Here is a 22,306-nt window from a genome sequence, read left to right as displayed (position 1 = left end):
GGGTCAGGGTGCGATGCGGGAAAGTCAGGGTGGAGTGACAAATTAGGCTATGAATCGTGCGCAGAGGACGTGACACTAACAGTGCGGGGAGCACGGCACTCGCGCTCCCCGCTTTACTCAGGCCATCACCGTTATTTGGTGTTGTATTCCGCTTCGGCAGCAATAAAACGCTGCTGCGCTTCAGCCGACGGTTCGCGACCGGCCAGGCTCACCACGACAATCGCGATGCTGGCAAACAGGAAGCCCGGGATGATTTCATACAGATTGAGCCAGGCGTACTGCTTCCAGATCAGCACCGTGGCGGCACCGATAATCATGCCAGCCAGCGCGCCGTTGCGCGTCATGCGCTTCCAGCACACGCCGAACAGCACCACCGGACCGAATGCAGCACCAAAGCCTGCCCAGGCGTAGCTCACCAGGCCGAGCACGCGGTTCTCCGGGTTAGAGGCCAGCGCAATCGACACCAGCGCAATCACCAGCACCATCAAACGGCCAACCCATACCAGCTCTTTCTGGCTGGCATTTTTACGCAGGAAACCTTTGTACAGGTCTTCGGTCAGCGCGCTCGAGCACACCAGCAGCTGACAGCTCAGGGTCGACATCACCGCCGCCAGAATGGCTGAGAGCAGAATACCGGCGATCCACGGATTGAACAGAATACGTGCCAGTTCGATAAACACGCGCTCGCCGTTTTCGCTCACGCCCGCCGCCTGATCCGGATGGTTCTGGAAATAGGCGATGCCGAAGAAGCCCACCGCGACGGCGCCGGCCAGGCACAGGATCATCCAGGCCATGCCGATGCGGCGTGCGGTACGAATAGAACGGTGCGAGTCTGCCGCCATGAAGCGCGCCAGAATATGCGGCTGGCCGAAGTAGCCGAGCCCCCAGCCGAGCAGTGAAATCACCGCCACGAAGTTGAGGCCCTTCAGCATATCGAGGTTTTCCAGGCTTTTCGCTTCAATCACCGCCAGCGAATCATCCAGTCCGCCGACAGCGATAATCACAATCACCGGCGTCAGGATCAGCGCAAAAATCATCAGGCTGGCCTGCACGGTATCGGTCCAGCTCACCGCAAGGAAGCCGCCCACCAGGGTATAAAGAATGGTTGCTGCCGCGCCGGCCCACAGCGCGGTTTCATAACTCATGCCGAAGGTGCTTTCAAACAGGCGCGCGCCGGCAACGACGCCCGAGGCACAGTAAATAGTGAAGAAGATCAGGATTACCAGTGCCGAGATGACACGCAGAATTTTGCTGTGGTCTTCGAAGCGGCTGGTGAAAAAGTCTGGCAGGGTTAAGGCATTATTGTGATGCTCGGTCTGCACGCGCAGGCGACCCGCAACAATTTTCCAGTTCAGCCACGCGCCAATGGTCAGGCCGATGGCAATCCAGCTCTCAGAGATCCCTGAGAGAAAAATCGCGCCCGGCAGTCCCATCAGCAGCCAGCCGCTCATGTCCGAGGCCCCGGCTGACAGCGCGGTCACCACGCTGCCCAGGCTGCGACCGCCCAGAATATAGTCGTCAAAGTTTTTGGTTGAGCGGTACGCGATAAAACCAATCAACACCATCCCGAGGATGTAAATGATAAATGTCACCAGCATCGGTGTACTTACTGTCATCTGTCTCTCCACTTATTATTTGATCTCTTAAGAGAAATCTTTTTTCCTGCGTTACCGGAACGGGATAACGTCAGGGCTTTACCGCATCCAGAGAAAGCGATTTCTCATAAGGCGCGGTATCCTGCCGCAAAGGTGCGACGCGCACAATGCATTTAACACAGCTGTTACCTGGGTTTCACCTGACTTTGCATTTTTCATGCTCACAGGTTGCGCCTGTTCACATTTTAAGTTGCACCTGATGTCAGCCAGGACGCGTCCTGTTGCGGTGGGTTGCAACTCTGGCGAGATTCTTGCAGCAAGTTCTGTGCCGCTTTTGCTGCGTTAACAAAAAAGCCGGTTAAAAACGTGCAACCGAGGTCACATTTAACACGGTTGCACAAAGTTGCAACATGAGTGATAGTGCAGCCCACGCTGAAGTTGATTCACACTTTGAGGACGAGGAAATCATGGGAACCACCACCATGGGGGTGAAGCTGGATGAAGCCACCCGCGATCGCATTAAACTGGCGGCGCAAAAGATTGACCGCACGCCGCACTGGCTGATCAAGCAGGCAATTTTTAACTATCTCGGCCAGCTGGAAGCGGGAGAAACGCTGGCGGAGATCCCGCTGCAGCTGAATGATGCCGCAGACGATGAGCGTGTGCCGGAAGAGAGCTTCCAGCCTTTCCTCGACTTCGCCGAACACATTTTGCCGCAGTCGGTCAGCCGCTCGGCCATCACCGCCGCGTGGCGTCGTCCGGAGACCGATGCGGTGCCGATGCTGCTGGAGCAGGCGCGTCTCCCTGCCCCGCTGGCAGAGAAAACCCACCAGCTGGCATACAGCCTGGCGGACAAGCTACGGCACCAAAAAGGGGCAACCGGACGCGCCGGTATGGTGCAAAGCCTGCTGCAGGAGTTCTCGCTCTCGTCTCAGGAAGGCGTGGCGCTGATGTGTCTGGCGGAAGCGCTGCTGCGTATTCCTGACAAGCCCACCCGCGATGCGCTGATCCGCGATAAAATCAGCAACGGCAACTGGCAGTCCCATCTGGGCCGCAGCCCGTCGATGTTCGTCAACGCCGCCACCTGGGGCCTGCTGTTTACCGGTCGTCTGGTCTCCACGCACAATGAAGCCAACCTGTCTAAATCGCTCAACCGCATCATCGGCAAGAGCGGCGAACCGCTGATCCGCAAAGGCGTGGATATGGCGATGCGCCTGATGGGCGAACAGTTCGTCACCGGCGAAACCATCGCCGAGGCGCTGGCCAACGCGCGCAAGCTGGAAGAGAAAGGCTTCCGCTACTCGTATGACATGCTGGGCGAAGCGGCACTCACCGCCAGCGATGCCAAAGCCTATCTGATCTCCTATCAGCAGGCGATTCATGCCATAGGTAAAGCCTCCAACGGGCGCGGCATTTATGAAGGTCCGGGCATTTCCATCAAGTTGTCGGCGCTGCATCCGCGCTACAGCCGCGCGCAGTATGAGCGGGTGATGGAAGAGCTTTACCCGATCCTGAAATCGCTGACGCTGCTGGCGCGCTCGTATGACATCGGCATCAACATCGATGCCGAAGAAGCCGATCGCCTGGAGCTGTCGCTCGATCTGCTGGAAAAACTCTGTTTTGAGCCGGAGCTGGAAGGCTGGAACGGCATCGGTTTCGTGATTCAGGCTTATCAGAAGCGCTGTCCGTTTGTGATTGATGCGCTGGTGGATCTGGCGCAGCGCAGCCGCCGTCGTCTGATGATCCGTCTGGTGAAAGGCGCTTACTGGGATAGCGAAATCAAGCGCGCGCAGATGGAAGGCCTTGAAGGCTATCCGGTTTACACCCGCAAGGTGTACACCGACATCTCCTACCTCGCCTGTGCGCGTAAATTGCTGGCGGTGCCTAACCTGATTTATCCGCAGTTTGCCACCCACAACGCCCACACGCTGGCGGCGATCTACCAGCTGGCGGGCAACAACTACTATCCTGGCCAGTACGAATTCCAGTGCCTGCACGGCATGGGCGAACCGCTGTACGAGCAGGTGGTGGGCAAAGTGGCCGATGGCAAGCTGAACCGGCCGTGCCGGATTTATGCGCCGGTCGGTACCCACGAAACGCTGCTGGCCTACCTGGTGCGTCGCCTGCTGGAAAACGGCGCCAATACCTCGTTCGTCAACCGCATCGCTGACAACACGCTGCCGATTGACGAGCTGGTGGCCGATCCGGTGGCTGCAGTGGAAAAAATGGGTGTCGCAGAAGGCGCCATTGGCCTGCCGCATCCGAAGATTCCGCTACCGCGCGATCTGTATGGCGACAAGCGTGTTAACTCTGCCGGTCTGGATCTGGCCAACGAACACCGCCTGGCGTCGCTCTCCAGCGCCCTGCTCTCCAGCGCCAGCCAGCCGTGGCAGGCTCAGCCGATTATTGATGGCGAGCTGGGTAGCGGCAGCAGCCGCGCGGTGATCAACCCGGCCACGCCGGCGGATATCGTCGGCAGCGTGCGGGAAGCCACCCCTGAAGAGGTCTCCTGTGCGCTGGATGCCGCGGTGAATGCCGGACCGATCTGGTTCGCCACGCCGCCGCAGGAGCGCGCCGCGATCCTTGAGCGTGCCGCCCAAGCGATGGAAGACCAGATGCAGCAGTTGATCGGTTTGCTGGTGCGTGAGGCGGGTAAAACCTACAACAACGCCATCGCCGAAGTGCGTGAAGCGGTCGACTTCCTCTACTACTACGCCGGCATGGTGCGTGACGATTTCGATAACGAAACCCATCGCCCGCTCGGTCCGGTAGTGTGCATCAGCCCGTGGAACTTCCCGCTGGCGATCTTCACCGGTCAGATTGCCGCCGCCCTGGCAGCAGGCAACAGCGTGCTGGCAAAACCCGCCGAGCAGACGCCGCTGATTGCCGCGCAGGCGGTGCAGATCATGCTGGATGCCGGCGTACCGGCCGGCGTGCTGCAACTGCTGCCCGGCCAGGGCGAAACGGTGGGTGCGCAGCTGACCGGCGACGAGCGGGTGCGCGGCGTGATGTTCACCGGCTCAACCGCAGTCGCCACCCTGCTGCAGCGCAACCTGGCTGGCCGCCTCGATCCGCAGGGTCGCCCGACGCCGCTGATCGCCGAAACCGGCGGCATGAACGCCATGATCGTTGACTCTTCAGCACTCACCGAACAGGTGGTGGTGGATATCGTGGCGTCCGCGTTTGACAGCGCCGGCCAGCGCTGCTCGGCGCTGCGTCTGCTGTGCATCCAGGACGATGTGGCTGACCACACGCTGAAGATGCTGCGTGGTGCCATGGCCGAATGCCGCATGGGCAATCCGGAGCGTCTGTCGACCGACGTCGGTCCGGTGATCGATGCTGAAGCCAAAGCCAACATCGAGCGCCATATCCAGGCGATGCGCAATAAAGGCTTTACCGTGTATCAGGCGGTGCAGGAGCATCCGCAGGACAGCAAAGAGTGGCACAGCGGTACCTTTATCAAACCGACGCTGATTGAGCTCGATCATGTCAGCGATCTGGATAAAGAGGTGTTCGGTCCGGTGCTGCACGTGGTGCGCTTTGCGCGCAACAACCTGCCGCAGCTGATTGAGCAGATCAACGCCTCGGGCTATGGCCTGACGCTTGGCGTGCATACCCGTATCGATGAAACCATTGCGCAGGTGACGGCCGGAGCGAAAGTCGGCAACCTGTACGTTAACCGTAACATGGTGGGCGCGGTGGTCGGCGTGCAGCCGTTCGGTGGCGAAGGCCTGTCGGGCACCGGTCCGAAAGCCGGCGGTCCGCTCTATCTCTACCGCCTGCTGGCCCATCGTCCGGACGGTGCCCTGCGCATCACCTTTGATCGTCAGGATGCCGAACGGCCGGTGGACAGCAGCGTGCGCACCACGCTGCTGAGCGCGCATCAGGCATTGCAGAGCTGGGCACAGGATAAGCCGGAGCTGCTGGCGCTGTGTCAGCGTTACGATGCGCTGAGCCAGGCCGGGACCGTGCGACTGCTGCCGGGCCCGACCGGTGAGCGCAACACCTTTACGTTGCTGCCGCGCGATCGGGTACTGTGTATCGCGGACAATCAGCAGGATGCGCTGATTCAGCTGGCGGCGGTCACCAGCGTCGGTAGCCAGGCACTGTGGCAGGATGACGAGCTGCATCGGACGCTGCGCCAGTCGCTGCCGGCCGCGGTGCAGGCGCGCATCACGCTGGCGAAAGATGTGCTGGCGGCGGAGTTTGATGCGGTGATCTATCACGGCGATGCCGATCAGCTGCGCAGCCTGTGCGAACAGATTGCCGCCCGCGAAGGCGCGATTGTGTCAGTGCAGGGCTTTGCCCGCGGCGAGACCAATCTGCTGCTGGAACGTCTGCTGATTGAGCGCTCGCTGAGCGTCAATACCGCGGCCGCCGGCGGCAACGCCAGCCTGATGACCATTGGTTAAGTAAAGCAGGATCGCCATGGATGGCGTAATGGAGATCGATGAAGGACACCGCAAGTTGCAACAAGGCCGTAGCGGCGCCATTCATTGTGCGATGAATCGCGCTGCTACGAAACGTGCCCTCGTTTATACCAATTTAAAGCTTACCAGCGAACATCACGCCACCGACTTACTGCGTTTCAAACCAATCAGCGTCGGGAACACAAACAGCGACTGCCCCAGCCCGCGGTTGGTCAGCGACCACACCGCCACCGAACACAGCGAACAGATGCCGACAATTGCCAGCGGATAGAAGCACGCCCACAGCAGCGCGAACCACGCCTGCTCAAACAGATGATGGCGCTGCGCAAACAGAATCGCCGACATGCCGAAGAACTCAATAAAAATGCGGTGGATAACGTAGATCTGCAGCGTGTTGCGGCCAATCCAGTTGAAGTAACGCATGCTGAAGTGCGCGTTGAGCCAGCGGCACGCCGCCACGCTCACCAGCACCGCGATGATGCACATGAACAGGCTCTTATCGAGGCCAAAAATCACGTGCAGGCCGGACAGCGCGGCCAGCGCGGCCCACGGCAGAAGGTTCTCGCGGCGCAGCTGACTCAGGCGCAACATCAGCGGGCTCCAGAACGCGCCCAGCAGGAAGAACAGGAAATACTGCGCCACGCTCTGCGGTCCCCAGTAGGGAATGATCTTCTCCACCGCCAGATAATTCAGCACCACCGCCGCCACCAGCAGCGCCACTTTGTGCTGACGGAAGATTTTGGCGCACAGGAAGTAGATCGCCAGACCGTACAGGTACCACGAGGTGCTCATCGCCAGGAAAGTCAGCTTAAGGAACTCCAGCAGCGAACCGGCGTAAGCCGCGTTGAGGTTCTGCGAGATACGCTGGCCGGTGATTTCAGTCGAAATGCCGACAATCGACCACCACTGAATAAAGCCCCACAGCACATAGAGATAGAACAGATTGGTAATGCGGCTGGTAAATACCTGTTTCCACGGCCGGTTGAGAATGCCGTTGGTGGCAAGCAGGCCGGAGACGAAGAAAAAGGCGGGCATACGCAACGGTGATAACACCGTATTAAACTGCACCCATATTTCCGCCGGGATCCAGCCGGCGCTGAGATATTTAACCGTGCCTTCAAAGCCGGGTAATACGGTGTGATACAGTACCACCAGCAATATGCACACTCCTTTCAGGGTATTCACCCATGCAATATCTTCTTTCCTGGCGTTATTCATATTTTTGACTCCTGCTGCGGTGTAGGTCTTAAAGGAGAAGAATGAAGAATCAGGCAGTGAAGCCTTTATGGTTATTCAACGATTATTCAACAAGCAGCAGGGACTGACTCTAGCGAAACTCCTAAAACTTTTTCGCTGGTCCTGATATAACAATACTTTACAGTACCAGAGATAAATTGACCGCCCGGATTTTCGCCCGTGAACGACTGTTATTTAAGCATTCATGGCGTAATTTGACGGTGCGCCGCGCACGTATTGCCGCACGGAAATTAAGAACATTCCGCAGCGGAGTAAACCAGCATTAATTATATCGCCGGAAAATAAATTTATTAATGCGTCAAAAAGGTAAGCGCGGTATTTAATATTTTGCTAGATGGAAAATAATTCGGGCCAGCGAACCGGCCCGGAGAGATTATTGATTGAGAAACTTGTCGAGAAATTGCCGGGTGCGTGCCTGCTGCGGATTGCTGAACAGCGCTTTAGCCGGGCCCTGCTCCACGATACGCCCCTGATCCATAAAGATGGCGCGATCGGCGACGTCGCGCGCGAAGCTCATCTCATGCGTGACGATCACCATAGTGCGTTTCTCCTGCGCCAGCGCGCGGATGGTGCTGAGCACCTCGCCCACCAGTTCAGGATCCAGCGCCGAGGTTGGCTCATCGAACAGAATCACCTGCGGACGCATCGCCAGCGCCCGGGCAATTGCGACGCGCTGCTGCTGACCGCCGGAAAGCCGGCGCGGGAAACTCTCTTCCTTACCGTGCAGACCGACCTTCTCCAGCAGCGTGCGCGCGCGCGCAATGGCTTCCGCCTTCGCTTCGCCTTTGACGATCACCGGCCCTTCAATGATGTTCTCCAGCACCGAACGGTGCGGGAACAGATTGAAGTTCTGGAACACAAAGCCGACCTGCTGGCGCAGCTGCCGCACTTTATCCTTCTGCTTGTGCAGGCCGAGGCTGGCGTCGATGCTGATGTCACCGACTTTGACCAGGCCGCTTTCCGGCACTTCCAGCAGATTAATACTGCGCAGCAGCGTGGTTTTGCCCGAACCGCTCGGACCGATGATCGCCACCACTTCGCCGGGCGCGACATCGAGATCGATACCGTGCAGCACCGTCTGGCCGTGAAACTGTTTCACCAGCTGACGGACTTCAATTGCACTCATCTTGCCTCCCGATCCTGACGATTGACGTGCGCTTCCAGCCGGTTTTGCAGCGCCGACAGCACCGTAGCCATCACCCAGTAAATCAGCGAAGCCGCCAGATACATGGTGAACACTTCCAGCGTGCGCGAAGTGATCAGCTGCGCCTGCCGGAACAGCTCCGGCACCTGAATGGTGGCCGCCAGCGAGGTATCTTTCACCAGGCTGATAAAGCTGTTACCGAGCGGCGGCAGCGCGGTGCGCGCCGCCTGCGGCAGAATAACGCGACGCAGCGTCTGCCACGGCGTCATGCCGATGCTGGCGGCCGCTTCCCACTGACCGCGCTCAATAGCCGCAATCGCGCCACGCAGCGATTCCGAGGCATAGGCCGCGGTGTTGAGCGACAAACCAATCATCGCCGACGGAATCGGGTCGAGCTCAATGCCAAACTGCGGCAGACCGTAGTAGATCATAAACAGCTGGGCGATCAGCGGCGTGCCGCGAAAGATCGACACATAGAAACGCGCCAGCCAGTTGACCGGCCAGAAGCGTGACAGGCGCATCAGCGCCAGCACGAAGCCGAGTATCAGGCCGAAGAACATCCCGCCGATACTCAGCTGCAGCGTGAACAGCGCGCCTTTCAGCAGAAAAGGTGCTGAATCCAGCACCAGCTGTAAACTTTCCTGCATTATTTCGTGACGTCCGCGCCGAACCACTTCTCAGACAGCTTGCTCAGCGAGCCATCTTTCTGCATGTCGGCAATCGCACCATCAATCGCTTTCAGCAGCGATTCATTGCCTTTGCGCAGCGCCACGCCCGCTTCCAGACGGGAGAACGCCGGGCCAGCCACCGCCATGGTATTGCCGGTTTTTTTCACCAGATCCAGCGCGGCTAAGCGGTCGACCAGAATGGCATCAACGCGGCCTGAACGCAGATCCTGATACTTGGTTGGGTCATCATCATAGGTACGGATATCCACGCCTTTGACGTTGTCGCGCAGCCACTGCTCATAGTTAGAACCGAGACCCACGCCGACTTTCTTGCCGGACAGATCTTCCGGTTTGGTGATGGAGCCCGCGTTCTTCTTCAGCGTCAGCGCCTGCACGCCGGAGATGGTGTACGGCGTGGAGAAGTCATACTTCTTCTTGCGCTCGTCGGAGATGGTCACCTGGTTGATCACCACGTCGATACGTTTGGAATCCAGCGAGGCCAGCATACCGTCCCATTTGGTCGGTTTGAGATCCGCCTTAACGCCGAGGTGTTTTGCCAGCTCCTGAGCAAACTCGACTTCAAAACCGGTCAGCTTGCCGTTTTCATCCTGGAAGCTGAACGGCGGATAGGTGCCTTCCAGCCCGACGCGCAGCTCACCTTTGCTCTTGACCTGCGCCAGCAAATCTTCTGCCGCAAAGCTTTTTACGTTCACGCCCGCCACCAGTGCGACCGCCATCATTCCCATCACCAGCTGGCGACGAATCGGAGAGAAAGCCATGTTTACCCCATTATTGTGATGTGTTGTGTGCTTATGGTTAATTAACGCTCATTTTGGGCGCGGCGCTTTATCTCGCAATAAAGGGTGCCGCTCCGGCATGTGCTCTTTGTAATAACCGCTGGATTATAAACCTTTTTTTGCTGCTGTCTCATACCGAAGGATGATAAGCAAATAACGCCGGTGCGCCGCCGGTATGCACAAACAGCAGCGGCCCTTCCCGGCGGAAACGGTTCTGGCTGATGCCATCGATCAGACCCGCCATCGCTTTGCCGGTGTAGACCGGGTCGAGCATAATGCCCTCCAGCCGCGCCAGCAGGCGCACTGCTTCCATGCCTTCGTCATTGGGTTCGCCGTAGCGCGGCGCAAAATAGTCATCCCACAGGGTTACCGGCGCACGCGCTTCCAGCTCCAGCTGCTGTGCCAGCGCGCTGCGAATGCGCTCCACCACCGGCAGCTGCGCCTCGACCTTGCGCGACACCGTCACGCCCACCAGCTCGCTATTCGGCAGCAGTTGTTCCAGACCGACCGCCAGCCCGGCATGCGTCCCGGCACTGCCCGACGCCACCACCACCGCAGCGAAATCCACCACGCCTTCGCTTTGATGGGCAATCTCCTGCGCGCATTCGACGTAGCCGAGCGCGCCAAGCGCATTCGAGCCGCCCACCGGCACAATGTAAGGCCGGAAGCCCTGCGCTTCCAGCAGTTCCGCCTGCTCTGCCAGCTGCTGCGGTGGATTGTGCAGCGCATCAACCATCACGACCTCAACATCCATCAGGTCCAGCAGCAGGCGGTTGCCGTTGCTCAGGTAGTTGGCGGCGTCGGTGCCAATCGGGTTCTCCAGCAGCGCCACGCACTTCAGGCCCAGACGCGCCGCCACGGCTGCCGTCTGGCGCACGTGGTTGGACTGAATCGCGCCGGCGGTCAGCAGCACATCGGCGCCTTCCCGCAGCGCATCGGCAGCGAGAAACTCCAGTTTACGCAGCTTGTTACCGCCCAGCGCCACCGGCGTGACGTCATCACGTTTAATAAAGATATCGCGTCCGAGGTAATCAGACAGGCGTGGCAAATGTTCTAACGGCGTCGGTGCGCCAAGCAGTTCAAGACGGGGAAACTGGTGCAGAAGATGTAAGGACAATGCAGCCTCCATTCGGGCAATGTGCAGTTATCCCTACAGTGTTGCAGAAGATGAGAAAAGTCGCATCCGGAATTGATCGCGACGCACCCCGGTTGCTGGCATGCTCACCAGTAACCGGGGTTGAATCACCCTTAGCCGCGCTGCCAGCCTAAGAACTGGTCATATTTGCGCAGTGCAATACGGTAGTTATTGTTGCCCGCATCGGGCAGATCGTTTTGCAGACACTCATGCCAGCTGTTGCCCCGTAACCTTTCTGCCGGGAAATTTTTCGCTTTCAGCATGTCATCAAGACGACGCAGACGCACCACATATTCACGAATGGTACTGTGACTCATCTCGGTCTGCTCAAACAGATATTGTTTGAACGCCATGATATCGAAGTAATTCGGATGGGTATTACAAAAAATATCGCTGCAGAAACGGCACAGCGCCGTCAGTTCCGGCTGGAGTTTCATCCATACCTGATCGTCAATCATCTGGTCCATGCGTGCGATGGCCTCTTTATTGATGATCTGGCCGCGGAACACTAACGCCATACGGTCTAAAACTTTGCCACAGTGTGAACAGTTGCTTTGGCTGTGTTTGTAGTCTTTAAGGTAGCGACTTAACGGTCTGGCTTTAACTTTGGCTCCCATTGCTGAGTCCCCGGTTTTTTTATTTTTGGTTCCCCAGGAACTGAGTCTGTTAGCGCGCTCCCGTCAAACGGGCCCGCAGGCGTTTGATCGCCTGACTGTGCAACTGGCTGACGCGGGATTCCCCCACTTCCAGCACCGCGCCAATCTCTTTCAGGTTCAGTTCTTCCTGGTAGTACAGTGTGAGCACCAATTTTTCGCGTTCAGGCAACGCCTCAATCGCTTCAATCACGCGTTCACGCAGGTTTCCTTCCATTAACTGATGCAACGGGTTGGCTTCCTCATGCCCCTCCGTGACCAGTTCCGCACTGTCGCCGTGTTCTTCCCGATACTCGTCGTACGAGAAAAGCTGGCTGTTATTGGTATCCAGCAGAATCTGCCGGTACTCTTCCAGCGAAACATTCAACCGCTCAGCCACTTCCTGCTCGGTAGCCGCGCGCCCCAACGCTTGCTCTACCTGATGCATAGCGCCGGCCACCTCGCGCGCATTACGACGTACGCTGCGTGGTGCCCAGTCGCGGCTGCGCAGCTCATCCAGCATTGCGCCCCGGATACGCTGCACGGCGTAGGTGGTAAAGGCGGTGCCCTGCAGCGCGTCATAGCGCTCCACGGCATTCAGTAAGCCAATACCACCGGCCTGCAGCAGATCGTCAAGCTCAACGCTGGCTGGCAAACGCACCTGCAGGCGCAGCGCTTCATGCCGCACCAGAGGAACGTAGCGCTGCCAGAGCGAATGTTTATCCATCACGCCATCGGCGGTATAGAGATCGTTCACGTTGACTACCCTGCGTTAATAAAGTTATCGGCATGATTATCCAATTCTGTAGCGGTTTCGATTGGCAGAATAGGCAGGCAAAAGCGAGGTTATTTCAAATTTGTTATGGATGGCGGTGGATCGCACCGCCATTGTGCGCAGGTTCAGCGCAGATTACGCAGCCGCTGCCTTGTGCCAGGCGGGACGGCGTCCCACAGCGCACAGGTTTTGCCCTCAAGCGCCTGATAAAAAGGGCTAATGGACTCGTCGCATTCCAGCGCGGAATTAAACAGCACCTGCCCGGTTTCTGCGTCAATGCTAATCATTTTGTTGATAAACAGCCGCTGCAGGTCGCTGCGCAGGAACAGGCCATTGTCGACGCTGTTATCCGCCAGAAAGCCCTCTTCATTCTCCTGGGTGTCGATATGGCAGGCTTCCACCCACGGCCAGCTGTGGCGCTCGGTTAAGCGCGTGCCGGTAATAATGCAGGCACCATAGCGCGCTTTCACCGCCGCGCTGAACTCCGCCTGGCTGGCGCGCTGGAACACTTTCGCCTTGACGCGCCGCCCCACTTCAGTACCCGGCATCACCGCGCTGGGCATTTTCTGCTGCGGCGTGCTGAGCACCACCAAAAACTGGATCTTGCGCGACAGCGGGAAACAGGGATGCGCCTGCGGATCAAACAGCTGCCAGTACTCATCCTCTTCGGTCTGACGCATCAGTACCAGCTTAAAACCGCGGCTGTTGAGCAGGTTTTGCGCTTCTGCCGAGCGGGGATCGAGCATCGCGTACACCCGGGTTTCGCCGATCACTTTCCAGCGTCCGCTTTTACGCGCTTCATCGTTACGACGAAAATAGAGAAACGCCTGCTGGTTTTTAAGGTAATGCTCGAAGCGGCGCAGGTAGTTTTTGCGCTCGTTATCGTCGGAGACGAACAGCAGATCCTCCAGCGGACTGTTCAGCTCCTTCTGCGCAAACAGTGCGCGGATCACCAGGTTGCGGTAGCTGGTTGACGGGCTGAGCAACCCGCGGGCGGTGAGCTCCTTCTCATCAGGATGCTGCTGCGCATAGCGCAGCGCGATCTCATCGAAGGTCAGTTGCTCACCCGGTAACAAGTCATAATTGAAGCGCATAGACACCCCAGAAACAGGAAAAATAGAGCTTAAAAATTGGAATGATTCTGAAGAGGGTTATCGGCAGTTCTCACCCAGGCTGTAACAGGATGGTTACTTTTTTGAGGTTATGATGCGCAAGGGGAAATCGTCTGCCGTGCAAGAGCCCAATTTGATTTAGCTCAGCAGGAATGCCCACGCGCTGCTTTTCTCTCCTTCCGCTTATCCCCGGCAATGCCCGCTTTTTTATCGGTTATTCGCGCCATCAATTATTCCTGCGCGCTCGTATGCTCACAGCATGACTCTGTGGAGAGCAGAGACGCGTAATAAGGAAGGCAATGATGAAAGGTATAGTGCTGGCGGGCGGGACAGGTTCCCGCCTGCATCCTGTAACCTGCGGCGTATCGAAGCAGTTGTTACCGGTTTATGACAAACCGATGATTTACTATCCACTTTCGGTGCTGATGCTGGCAGGCATTCGTGACATCCTGGTGATTACTACCGCTGAAGATCTGGCGGGATTCCAGCGTTTGCTGGGCGACGGCAGCCATTTCGGCGTTAATCTGCAGTTCGCGGTGCAGCCATCGCCCGATGGCCTGGCGCAGGCGTTTATCATCGGTGAGTCTTTTATTGCCGGTGAGCGCTGCGCATTAGTGCTGGGCGATAACATTTTCTTTGGGCAAAGCTTTGGTAAAAAGCTCGAAGACGTTGTTGCGCGGCCGCAGGGCGCTACGGTATTTGGCTATCAGGTGATGGACCCCGAGCGCTTCGGCGTGGTGGAGTTTGATAAGCAATTCCGCGCGCTGTCCATTGAAGAAAAACCGCCACAGCCAAAATCGAACTATGCCGTCACCGGCCTCTATTTTTACGATAAAAACGTCTGCGCCATGGCGCGGGAAGTTCGCCCTTCTCCCCGCGGCGAGCTGGAAATTACCACCCTCAATCAGATGTATCTCGACGATGGGTTGCTCAACGTCGAAGTGCTGGGACGTGGCTTTGCCTGGCTCGACACCGGTACCCACGAGAGCTTACTCGAAGCGTCACACTTCATTCATACCATTGAAAAGCGCCAGGGCTTCAAAATTGCCTGTCTGGAAGAGATCGCCTGGCGCAAGCGCTGGATCGGCAGCGAATCGCTGCTGCAGCGCGCCGCCTATCTCGGCAAAACGCAGTATGGTCACTATCTGAAGATGCTGGTGGAGGAGTGAGATGGAGGTCATCACCACGAAAATTGCTGATGTAAAAATTATCCAGCCTAAAGTGTTTGGCGATGCCCGCGGCTTCTTCCTCGAAACCTTTGAGAAGCGGCGTTATCAGCAACTGCTGGATATCGACCTGGATTTTGTGCAGGACAACTACTCCCGTTCGGCGCGTAACGTGCTGCGCGGGCTGCATTTTCAGAAAACCCAGCCGCAAGGCAAACTGGTGCGCGTGGTACGCGGCGCGGTGTTTGACGTTGCCGTCGATATCCGTGCGGATTCGCCCACCTTTGGCCAATGGACCGGGCTGGAGCTGTCTGAAGAGAACAAAACCCAGCTGTGGATCCCACCGGGTCTGGCACATGGTTTTGTGGTGCTCTCCGAGGTCGCTGACTTCGAATACAAATGTACTGATTACTACAACCCACAGGATGAAGCCTGCCTGATGTGGAATGACGCTGAAATTGCGGTGCAATGGCCGGTAGCGACGCCTCTGCTATCGGTAAAAGATCAACAAGGACTCTCCCTGCAGGAGTTAGTGCAATGCGCGTTTTGTTAACCGGTGCTTATGGCCAGCTTGGCCGTTGTTTACTGGATCGGGTGCCGGCAGAGTGGGTGCTGCTGGCCTGTGGCTCTGCCGAGTTAGATATTACCGACCGCCCGGCGGTGGAACGGGTGGTGAAGAAATTCCGTCCCGATGTGATCATCAATGCCGCCGCGTATACCGCGGTCGATAAGGCAGAAACCGACCGTATCCGCGCCATGAAGGTCAACGCCATCGGCCCGGAAAATCTCGCCATCGCCGCTCACCAGCAGGGCACCCGCTTGATTCATCTCTCCACCGATTATGTGTTTGATGGCAGTAAAAAAACGCCTTATACCGAAAGCGATCTGCCCTGCCCGATTAATTTCTACGGACTGAGCAAATGGGAGGGTGAGAAACGTGTATTCTCCGTGCTGCCGGACGCCGTAGTGATTCGCACCTCATGGGTGTTCAGTGAGTACGGTGCAAACTTTTTCAAAACCATGCTGCGGCTGGCAGAAACCCGCAGCGAAATCAGCGTGGTGAACGATCAGTCCGGCTGCCCGACCTATGCCGGCGATCTGGCACAGGCGATTATCACCCTGGCATCCCGCGCGGAAACCGCCGGCGTTTATCACTACTGTGGCGATGTGGCGGTCAGCTGGTGCGAATTCGCCCAGGCGATTTTTGTGGCCGCGCAGCGGGATGTGCTGGTGAAAGGGATTGGCAGCGCGCAATATCCGATGGCTGCCGCAAGGCCGGTCAACAGCGTAATGAATACCGCGCGGATAGCGGCGCTGGGGGTTGAGGCATCGGACTGGCAAAATCGCGTGCAATCCGCCTGCTTAGCCGGTGATTCAGCCACCGTTCAGCCCGTTCCTGATATCACCGCCCTGCAATAAATATAAAACAAGGCGTCTCAGACGCCTTGTTATTATCCCACCAGAGGTAACGCGCGGCTTGTTAGCTTTTGCTCAGCCAGGCGGTGAATGATTTGCACAATATTGTCAACTTCGGTCAATGCTAAGCCAGGATAGACCGGCAAACATAACACGCGCTGAGACATTTGTTGTGCAATCGGTAAGGCCGCTTCATCAGCACTGGGTAATCCACGATACATCGGGAAACTGGTAATCAGCGGATAGAAATAACGACGGGCAATAATGTTGTGCTCACGCAGATGCGCATAAAGCTCATCACGACTCAGCGGAAAATCTTCCGTTACCATCACCGGCAGATAAGAGTAGTTCCATTCAACATCAGCCGGAATATGCGGCAGCGTAATGCCATCGATTTCCGCGAGCAAATCATAATAGTGCGCCTGAATACGCGCCCGCTCCGCTAATGCCTGGTCGATGTGCTTTAACTGCAGCAGGCCAAAGGCCGATTGCACCTCGTTCATTTTGCCGTTAATGCCGGTCGCCACAATGGTGGTTTCATCTGCAAAGCCAAAATTCTTCAGGTAATCGATGCGCTTTTTGGTTTTAGCATCCGGGCAGATAATTGCGCCACCTTCAATGGTATTGAAAACCTTCGTTGCGTGAAAACTTAAAATCGACAAGTCACCATAATTCAATATGCTGTTGCCGTTTTTACGTACGCCAAAGGCGTGAGCAGCATCGTAAATGACTTTCAGCCCGTACAGGTCAGCGATGCGCTGAATATTCTCCACGTCGCACGGATTGCCATAGCAGTGCACCGGCATAATGGCTGTGGTTTGCGGTGTAATGGCCTGCTCTATTTTGGAGGCATCAATATTACAGCTTATCGGGTCGATATCGACAAACACCGGGGTTAACCCATTCCACAACAGAGAATGCGAGGTGGCGACAAAAGAATAAGGTGTGGTGATGACTTCACCGGTAATACGCAACGCCTGCAGCGCCGTCAGCAATGCCAGCGTGCCATTGGTAAATAAGCAGAGATGCTCAACACCTAAATAGCGTGCCAGTTCCTGTTCAAGTTGCTGATGGAAGGGCCCGCCGTTGGTCAGGACTTTATTCTGCCAGATCTGTTCAAGGTAAGGCATGAACTCTTCCAGCGGTGGCATAAGCGGGCTGGTTACATACACAGGTTTATTATTCATAATCGTTCACCTCAGCAGAGTGCCTTTTCACACCAACTCACCTTTGAAGGTTGATAGCCGGGTCATTCCCTGCAGAACAGGTATTCGCCTCAGCCAGTGATGAGGCGGTGAATGACCGCAGAGTGTGGTGTTATCCAGATAGATTGAAACTGCATTGACCCGCTGCGGTGCAGCAGGTCAAAAATTAACGCTTCAGCGTCCAGGCTTGTGACCAGCTTTGCAGGTTCTCGCCTTCCAGCATCCAGTCCTGGCGAATTTCCTGCTGCAGCCTGGCGCCCATTTGGGCACTCGCTGCGGGGTCCAGCAGATGCATATTGATAGCGTCCACCCAGTCTTTGTGGCGGTTCTTCACGCGCGTGACGGTTAAATCACCGCGATAACACGCCACATCACTGCAAATCACCGGAATGCCGCAGGCACCATATTCCATCAGGCGCAGATTACTTTTACAGGTGTTGAAAAAGTTATCTTCGACAGGCGCTAACGCGAGGTCGAGATTAAGCGAGGCCAGTTTGGCCGGATAACGCTCAATTTCTACGCCGTGGTGATATTCATGAATAAAAGGCCGCAGCTTTGGCGGGCACATGCCAAAAAACACCCATTCAACGTCATTAGCAAAATGGCGCACCACATCGACAATCATTTCCAGATCGCCGGTATGACTGGATCCCCCGGCCCAGCCAACGCGTGGTTTTTTCCCCTGATTGCGCAGCGACTGCAGCTTGCCCCACCAGTCATGCGAAAGACGGTTTTTACGCACCACAATATCGTGGTGCATATCCGCGAACGCTTCGGCTAAAGGTTCAGTGGATACGACAAAGCGATCCATATAACTCAGGCTGCGCCGCATCAGTTTTTTAACATCGTTGCCAAACTGTGAGCGATGATGGTTTTTGAGCGGAATATTGGGCAGGTAGTCGTCGAGCTCATAAATTTTGAACGCCTGCGTATGCTTACTGACTTTCTCCAGCCATTCATGGAACTCCGCGTCAATCCGGCGCTGGAAAATCAGGCTATCAGGCGCGAAGCGATTGAGCTCGGCAACATTTATCAGCGTGGAGGATAGTTTGCCATCCACCAGGCCGGCATCGCGCATCGCCTCATAGGGCTTGATGATGCGATAGTAACCACAACCGGCAAAATCAGCCATGAAAGGCATAACCACCGGCAATGGCCGCCACGAAAGCGGACGCCATGTCAGTTCACTGTCGGAGGACACGCTAAAGTTGATGTTATTGAGCGTCAGGTTGGGGTTATACGCCGGATCCTGGGTCACGATGGCCTGCCATTTCTGCAGCTGACGATCTTCCTCCTGGCTTCGACTCTGCGTGTCGATCGTCAGTTCAGGATTAACCTGCCGCAGCATACGCACGTACGGTGTCCAGACCGTCATCAACCCGGCTTCGCGCACGCGCAGACAGAAGTCGACATCGTCGAAATGCTGCAGCGTCTCATCCAGACCCTCAACGGCGCGAAACACCTCGGTACGCACCATCATCAGATCGCCTGACACCGCGCTGTAGTTCTGGTCGGCTTGCAAACGCGCCATGTGTCCCGCGGTTTCATGGCTCTCACCATAGAACGGCTCACCTACCAGGCCGTTAATCCCCAGCACATAACCGGCGTGGCGTACCTGACCATTTGCGTAGATTTGCCGGGCGCCAACAATAGCGACTTCCGGACGTTGGGCATGGTTAAGCAGGTTTTCCAGCCAGCTGTTATCAAGCATGGCCAAATCGCTACTCAGCAGCAGCAGGTAATCGCCTCTGGCCACAGCGGCGGCGGCATTGACCATTCTGGCGCGATGAAAACCGCCCTCAATCTGCAATGTGCGAATGCGTGCCGGGTCGATCTCAGCGATACCGCGCAGCCATTCGTCCTGGGCGGCACTTCCGCCCTGAGCAGAAACCAGGAGCAATTCATAATTCTGTGAGGCAGTTTTTTCCATCAGCGAGGTGACGCAACTCACCAGATTCGCCAGGTGATTACTCACCAGGACGATGATGGAAACCGGGGCCGACTGCGGGTGACCATAATGCAGCTGATACACATTGTGTGGACTCAGGCTGACATCGGCCTGTGCGTAGCCGCGGTGCTGCAGGTGGTTGCGGATGAGGGCGCGCTCTTCATCCACCGGCTGTCGTAATGAGGCAGTCTGCACTAACGGCTCAGCCAGATGCCCAATCACATTAAAAGGCTGGCTTTCGATGGTGCGCAGAATCACGTCCAGTTCAAAACAGCCCGGCCAGTGCGTGGCAAACCCGCCAGTCTGTTGTAAAAATTCGCGGCGGAACAGCCAGTGGTAGGCCATTCTTGATGGGTTACTGAGCAGCAGGTCAAGGTTAAAGTCAGGGCGGAAGGATGCGCCAACCGGACGGCCATTGACCGGATACACCTCATCGGCATAAATCAACTGGCAATGACCGACCTCCGGCAGCACCGTTCCCAGCGCCTGCAAACCTGAGGTATACAACTGACTGCCGGCCCGTAATACTATCAGCCAGTCGAAATGTCCCTCTTCGGTCAGCGTGTTGAGCGCAGCGACTACCTGATTGTCGCGCACATCAATACGCTGCACAGAGGCCGGAATAAACGATTGATACGGTGCCGCCAGCACCACCGGCAGCAGGCTCAGGCCGGCCACAGCGACATCCAGGCTGGCCTGTGTCAGCAGCCACTCGGTCTCAGTCGCGTCGCGCACATCAATCACCACGGCAATACGTGCGACCGGCTGACTGGCAAGATGCTGTGCAATCAGCTGTTGTTCGATGGGCCGCAGTGTGCGTTGACGGAACCACTCGGCAAAATGGCTCTCTACCCGCGCATTCTGCAGCGCCGTTGTCAGGTCAAACGGCTGGAAGTCCTGCTGGCTGCGCAGCGTGGCGTGACGAATCCAGCCCTGCGGCAGCTGCTCATCATACCAGCCCAGTTTTTTGATCTCTTCCGGAAAGCGCTGGTGAGACTGACTGGCTATATTGCCATCGAGGCGCGCTTCCTGACTGGTTTGCTCACGCGAGATACGAATCTGCGCCAGCACCTGCGGTAAATAGACCAGATGACCATGACGTAACAAGCGCAGGTAAATCACCAGATCGGCAATGAACGGTAGCCCTTCATCGATCAACGCATGCAGCTCGCGCGGTTCGTCCACCAGCTTGCGCAGCGCCGCGCTGCGCACCAAAACGGCACTGGGTTCACCGATAAAGTTGTTCAGGAAATCAGCCTGCCAGCGGGCCATATCCTGACCATGAAAAATCGTGTCTTCTAATACCGGCGATACACTGTAAATCTCGTCTGCCATCGCCTTACCGACGGAATCAATGCGATTACGTCTGGCTGTTGCCATCACCGCTTGCGGTACCTGCGACAGCGCCGCGACTAATTGCGACACGGCCTGCGGCAGAAGTACATCATCATCATAAAGGAATTTTACGTATTCGCCTTTGGCGCGACGTATTGCCTGACTGAGGTTGGCGATTTCGCCCAGCGCGGGACGATGACGCTGGTAGTGGATAGGAAACCGACTGGTTTCCTGACAGGCAGTGACAATATCCTCGATTTTTGCATCAGGACAATCATCGCCAATGATGATTTCACAATGAGGGTAATCCTGTGCTAATGCACTTTTCAGCGCCAGTTCAAACCAGGTGGCTTTATAAGCAGGAATGATTATGCTTACCAGTGCGTTCGCGTTCATTGTCGGTTGTATCCTCAGCCTCGGCGATAACTCACGTCTGTGTGACGTCTCTTTCAGCTCAGAATACGCGGCGCGCCTGGAAACAATCGCGCCATTATCCAGTAAAAAAGCGGTTAATCCCGCCCATAAAAAAGGCCCCCAGTTGGGGGCCTGATCTGCGTAAGAAAGAATTAACGCAGCAGAGACAGCATGGTCTGTGGCACCTGGTTGGCCTGCGCCAGCACCGAAGAACCTGCCTGCTGCAGGATCTGCGCGCGCGACATGTTCGACACTTCTGTCGCGTAGTCAGAATCCTGAATACGGCTGCGCGCAGCTGACAGGTTGTTCACGGTGTTGTTCAGGTTGGTGATGGTTGACTCAAAGCGGTTCTGTGAGGCACCCAGCAGGCTGCGCTGTGAGTCAACAGATTTGATGGCCGCATCGATGTCTGCCAGTGGCGTGGTGCCGGACGCTGCGCCAGACGCGCCGCCGGTGACTGCGCCTTTCAGCACGTCAAAACCAACGGCTTCAGTAGAGCGCGCGGTACCGTTAACGGTATCGCCTGAGGTCATCGCTCGGGTGTTCAGCGCGGTGCCGCTGGTGCCGGCTTTCGCCAGGTTATAACCATCGCTGGAGCTGATGGTGATGGCGATGGTTTCGCCATCTTTTGAACCCACCTGGAAGCTGTAGTCGGTAGAGCCGGAACCGGTGTTCAGCACTTTGATGCCGTTGAAGTCGGTCTGCGACGTTACGCGGTTGATCTCTTCCATACGCTGGTTAACTTCAGCCTGGATGGAGTCGATGTCTGAAGCCGAGTTGGAGCTGTTCTGCGCCTGCACGGTCAGGTCACGCACACGCTGCAGGTTGTTGTTGATCTCGGACAGCGCGCCTTCAGCGGTCTGAGCCAGTGAGATACCGTCGTTGGCGTTACGGGCAGCAACGGTCAGGCCGTTGATGTTAGAGGTGAAGCGGTTAGCAATCGCCTGACCTGCAGCGTCATCTTTTGCGCTGTTAATACGCAGACCAGAAGAGAGACGCTCAATAGCGGTACCCAGAGAAGCCTGAGATTTTGACAGGTTGTTCTGAGTCGTCAGCGACAATGTGTTGGTATTAATCACTGCCATAGCAAGTTTCCTTTATTAAGAGAGATAATTCAGCCCTTCAGGCCTGCGGTTCAACACCGTATTAAAGTTATCGACAGGCTGCGCAAAAACTTCACTCTTTTTAATAGTGATTTTGTCGTCTTTGCAGACAAAAAATAGATGTTAATAATCAGAAAATTAGCAACGCGGCTGTGGCTACCCTCTTCCGGAAAT

16 protein-coding genes are annotated in these 22,306 nt (G+C 56.7%); 4 read left to right on the top strand and 12 right to left on the bottom strand.

Features of this window, described 5'->3' with window-relative positions:
- Positions 1-131 precede the first annotated feature (131 nt).
- Positions 132-1,616, bottom strand: a complete 1,485-nt coding sequence (gene putP / locus C1Y42_RS08610; protein ID WP_058780697.1) for a sodium/proline symporter PutP — start codon at positions 1,614-1,616, stop codon at positions 132-134.
- Positions 1,617-2,062: 446 nt separating this feature from the next.
- Between putP and putA the strand changes: the two genes are divergently transcribed.
- Positions 2,063-6,007, top strand: a complete 3,945-nt coding sequence (gene putA / locus C1Y42_RS08605) for a trifunctional transcriptional regulator/proline dehydrogenase/L-glutamate gamma-semialdehyde dehydrogenase (protein WP_104093192.1) — start codon at positions 2,063-2,065, stop codon at positions 6,005-6,007.
- 153 nt (positions 6,008-6,160) lie between these two features.
- Here the strand turns inward: putA and C1Y42_RS08600 are convergent, their stop codons facing one another.
- The 8 genes from C1Y42_RS08600 to C1Y42_RS08565 form a co-directional block, all read right to left on the bottom strand.
- The gene (locus tag C1Y42_RS08600) at positions 6,161-7,243 is read right to left on the bottom strand and encodes an acyltransferase family protein (RefSeq protein WP_058774543.1); all 1,083 of its coding nucleotides are present in this window, start codon (positions 7,241-7,243) and stop codon (positions 6,161-6,163) included.
- 412 nt (positions 7,244-7,655) lie between these two features.
- Positions 7,656-8,408, bottom strand: coding sequence for an L-cystine ABC transporter ATP-binding protein TcyN (gene tcyN / locus C1Y42_RS08595; protein ID WP_058780700.1), 753 nt, complete (start codon positions 8,406-8,408; stop codon positions 7,656-7,658).
- Entirely contained in the window at positions 8,405-9,073 is a 669-nt protein-coding gene (gene tcyL, locus C1Y42_RS08590; RefSeq protein ID WP_058757420.1) for a cystine ABC transporter permease, read from the bottom strand. Before tcyL ends, tcyN begins: the two co-directional genes overlap by 4 nt.
- Positions 9,073-9,873, bottom strand: coding sequence for a cystine ABC transporter substrate-binding protein (gene tcyJ / locus C1Y42_RS08585; RefSeq protein ID WP_021509903.1), 801 nt, complete (start codon positions 9,871-9,873; stop codon positions 9,073-9,075). Before tcyJ ends, tcyL begins: the two co-directional genes overlap by 1 nt.
- A gap of 148 nt (positions 9,874-10,021) precedes the next feature.
- Positions 10,022-11,008 carry a D-cysteine desulfhydrase gene (locus C1Y42_RS08580; protein ID WP_104093191.1) on the bottom strand — a complete coding sequence of 329 codons (987 nt, stop codon included), beginning with the start codon at positions 11,006-11,008 and terminating at the stop codon, positions 10,022-10,024.
- A 131-nt stretch (positions 11,009-11,139) separates the two neighbouring features.
- Complete coding sequence (gene fliZ / locus C1Y42_RS08575) at positions 11,140-11,643, bottom strand: flagella biosynthesis regulatory protein FliZ (protein ID WP_031280184.1); 504 nt, start codon at positions 11,641-11,643, stop codon at positions 11,140-11,142.
- A gap of 49 nt (positions 11,644-11,692) precedes the next feature.
- Positions 11,693-12,415, bottom strand: a complete 723-nt coding sequence (locus C1Y42_RS08570; protein ID WP_021509900.1) for an RNA polymerase sigma factor FliA — start codon at positions 12,413-12,415, stop codon at positions 11,693-11,695.
- Between the two features lie 143 nt (positions 12,416-12,558).
- Positions 12,559-13,527: an HNH endonuclease signature motif containing protein gene (locus tag C1Y42_RS08565; RefSeq protein WP_104093190.1), complete on the bottom strand. Its 969-nt coding sequence runs from the start codon at positions 13,525-13,527 to the stop codon at positions 12,559-12,561.
- 320 nt (positions 13,528-13,847) lie between these two features.
- Here C1Y42_RS08565 and rfbA point away from each other — a divergent pair, with 320 nt between their 5' ends.
- From rfbA to rfbD, 3 genes are read left to right on the top strand one after another with little or no spacing between them, the layout of a single operon-like run.
- Positions 13,848-14,714, top strand: a complete 867-nt coding sequence (rfbA, locus tag C1Y42_RS08560) for a glucose-1-phosphate thymidylyltransferase RfbA (RefSeq protein ID WP_021509898.1) — start codon at positions 13,848-13,850, stop codon at positions 14,712-14,714.
- A gap of 1 nt (position 14,715) precedes the next feature.
- Positions 14,716-15,264: a dTDP-4-dehydrorhamnose 3,5-epimerase gene (gene rfbC / locus C1Y42_RS08555; protein ID WP_021509897.1), complete on the top strand. Its 549-nt coding sequence runs from the start codon at positions 14,716-14,718 to the stop codon at positions 15,262-15,264.
- Entirely contained in the window at positions 15,249-16,130 is an 882-nt protein-coding gene (gene rfbD / locus C1Y42_RS08550; RefSeq protein WP_104093189.1) for a dTDP-4-dehydrorhamnose reductase, read from the top strand. Before rfbC ends, rfbD begins: the two co-directional genes overlap by 16 nt.
- A 32-nt stretch (positions 16,131-16,162) precedes the next feature.
- Here rfbD and C1Y42_RS08545 read toward each other — a convergent pair whose 3' ends face one another.
- The 3 genes from C1Y42_RS08545 to C1Y42_RS08535 all read right to left on the bottom strand — a co-directional run bounded on the left by C1Y42_RS08545 (position 16,163) and on the right by C1Y42_RS08535 (position 22,114).
- Positions 16,163-17,314: a DegT/DnrJ/EryC1/StrS aminotransferase family protein gene (locus C1Y42_RS08545; RefSeq protein ID WP_058757416.1), complete on the bottom strand. Its 1,152-nt coding sequence runs from the start codon at positions 17,312-17,314 to the stop codon at positions 16,163-16,165.
- Positions 17,315-17,498: 184 nt separating this feature from the next.
- Positions 17,499-21,011 carry a glycosyltransferase gene (locus C1Y42_RS08540; protein ID WP_104093188.1) on the bottom strand — a complete coding sequence of 1,171 codons (3,513 nt, stop codon included), beginning with the start codon at positions 21,009-21,011 and terminating at the stop codon, positions 17,499-17,501.
- 170 nt (positions 21,012-21,181) lie between these two features.
- Positions 21,182-22,114, bottom strand: coding sequence for a flagellin (locus C1Y42_RS08535; RefSeq protein WP_058757414.1), 933 nt, complete (start codon positions 22,112-22,114; stop codon positions 21,182-21,184).
- Positions 22,115-22,306: the final 192 nt, after the last annotated feature.

The organism is Pantoea sp. ICBG 985, from assembly GCF_002928365.1.
In the GTDB taxonomy this organism is placed as follows: domain Bacteria; phylum Pseudomonadota; class Gammaproteobacteria; order Enterobacterales; family Enterobacteriaceae; genus Pantoea; species Pantoea dispersa.
Note: the sequence above shows the minus strand (reverse complement) of the source record. Positions and strands in the feature narration are given on the sequence as shown.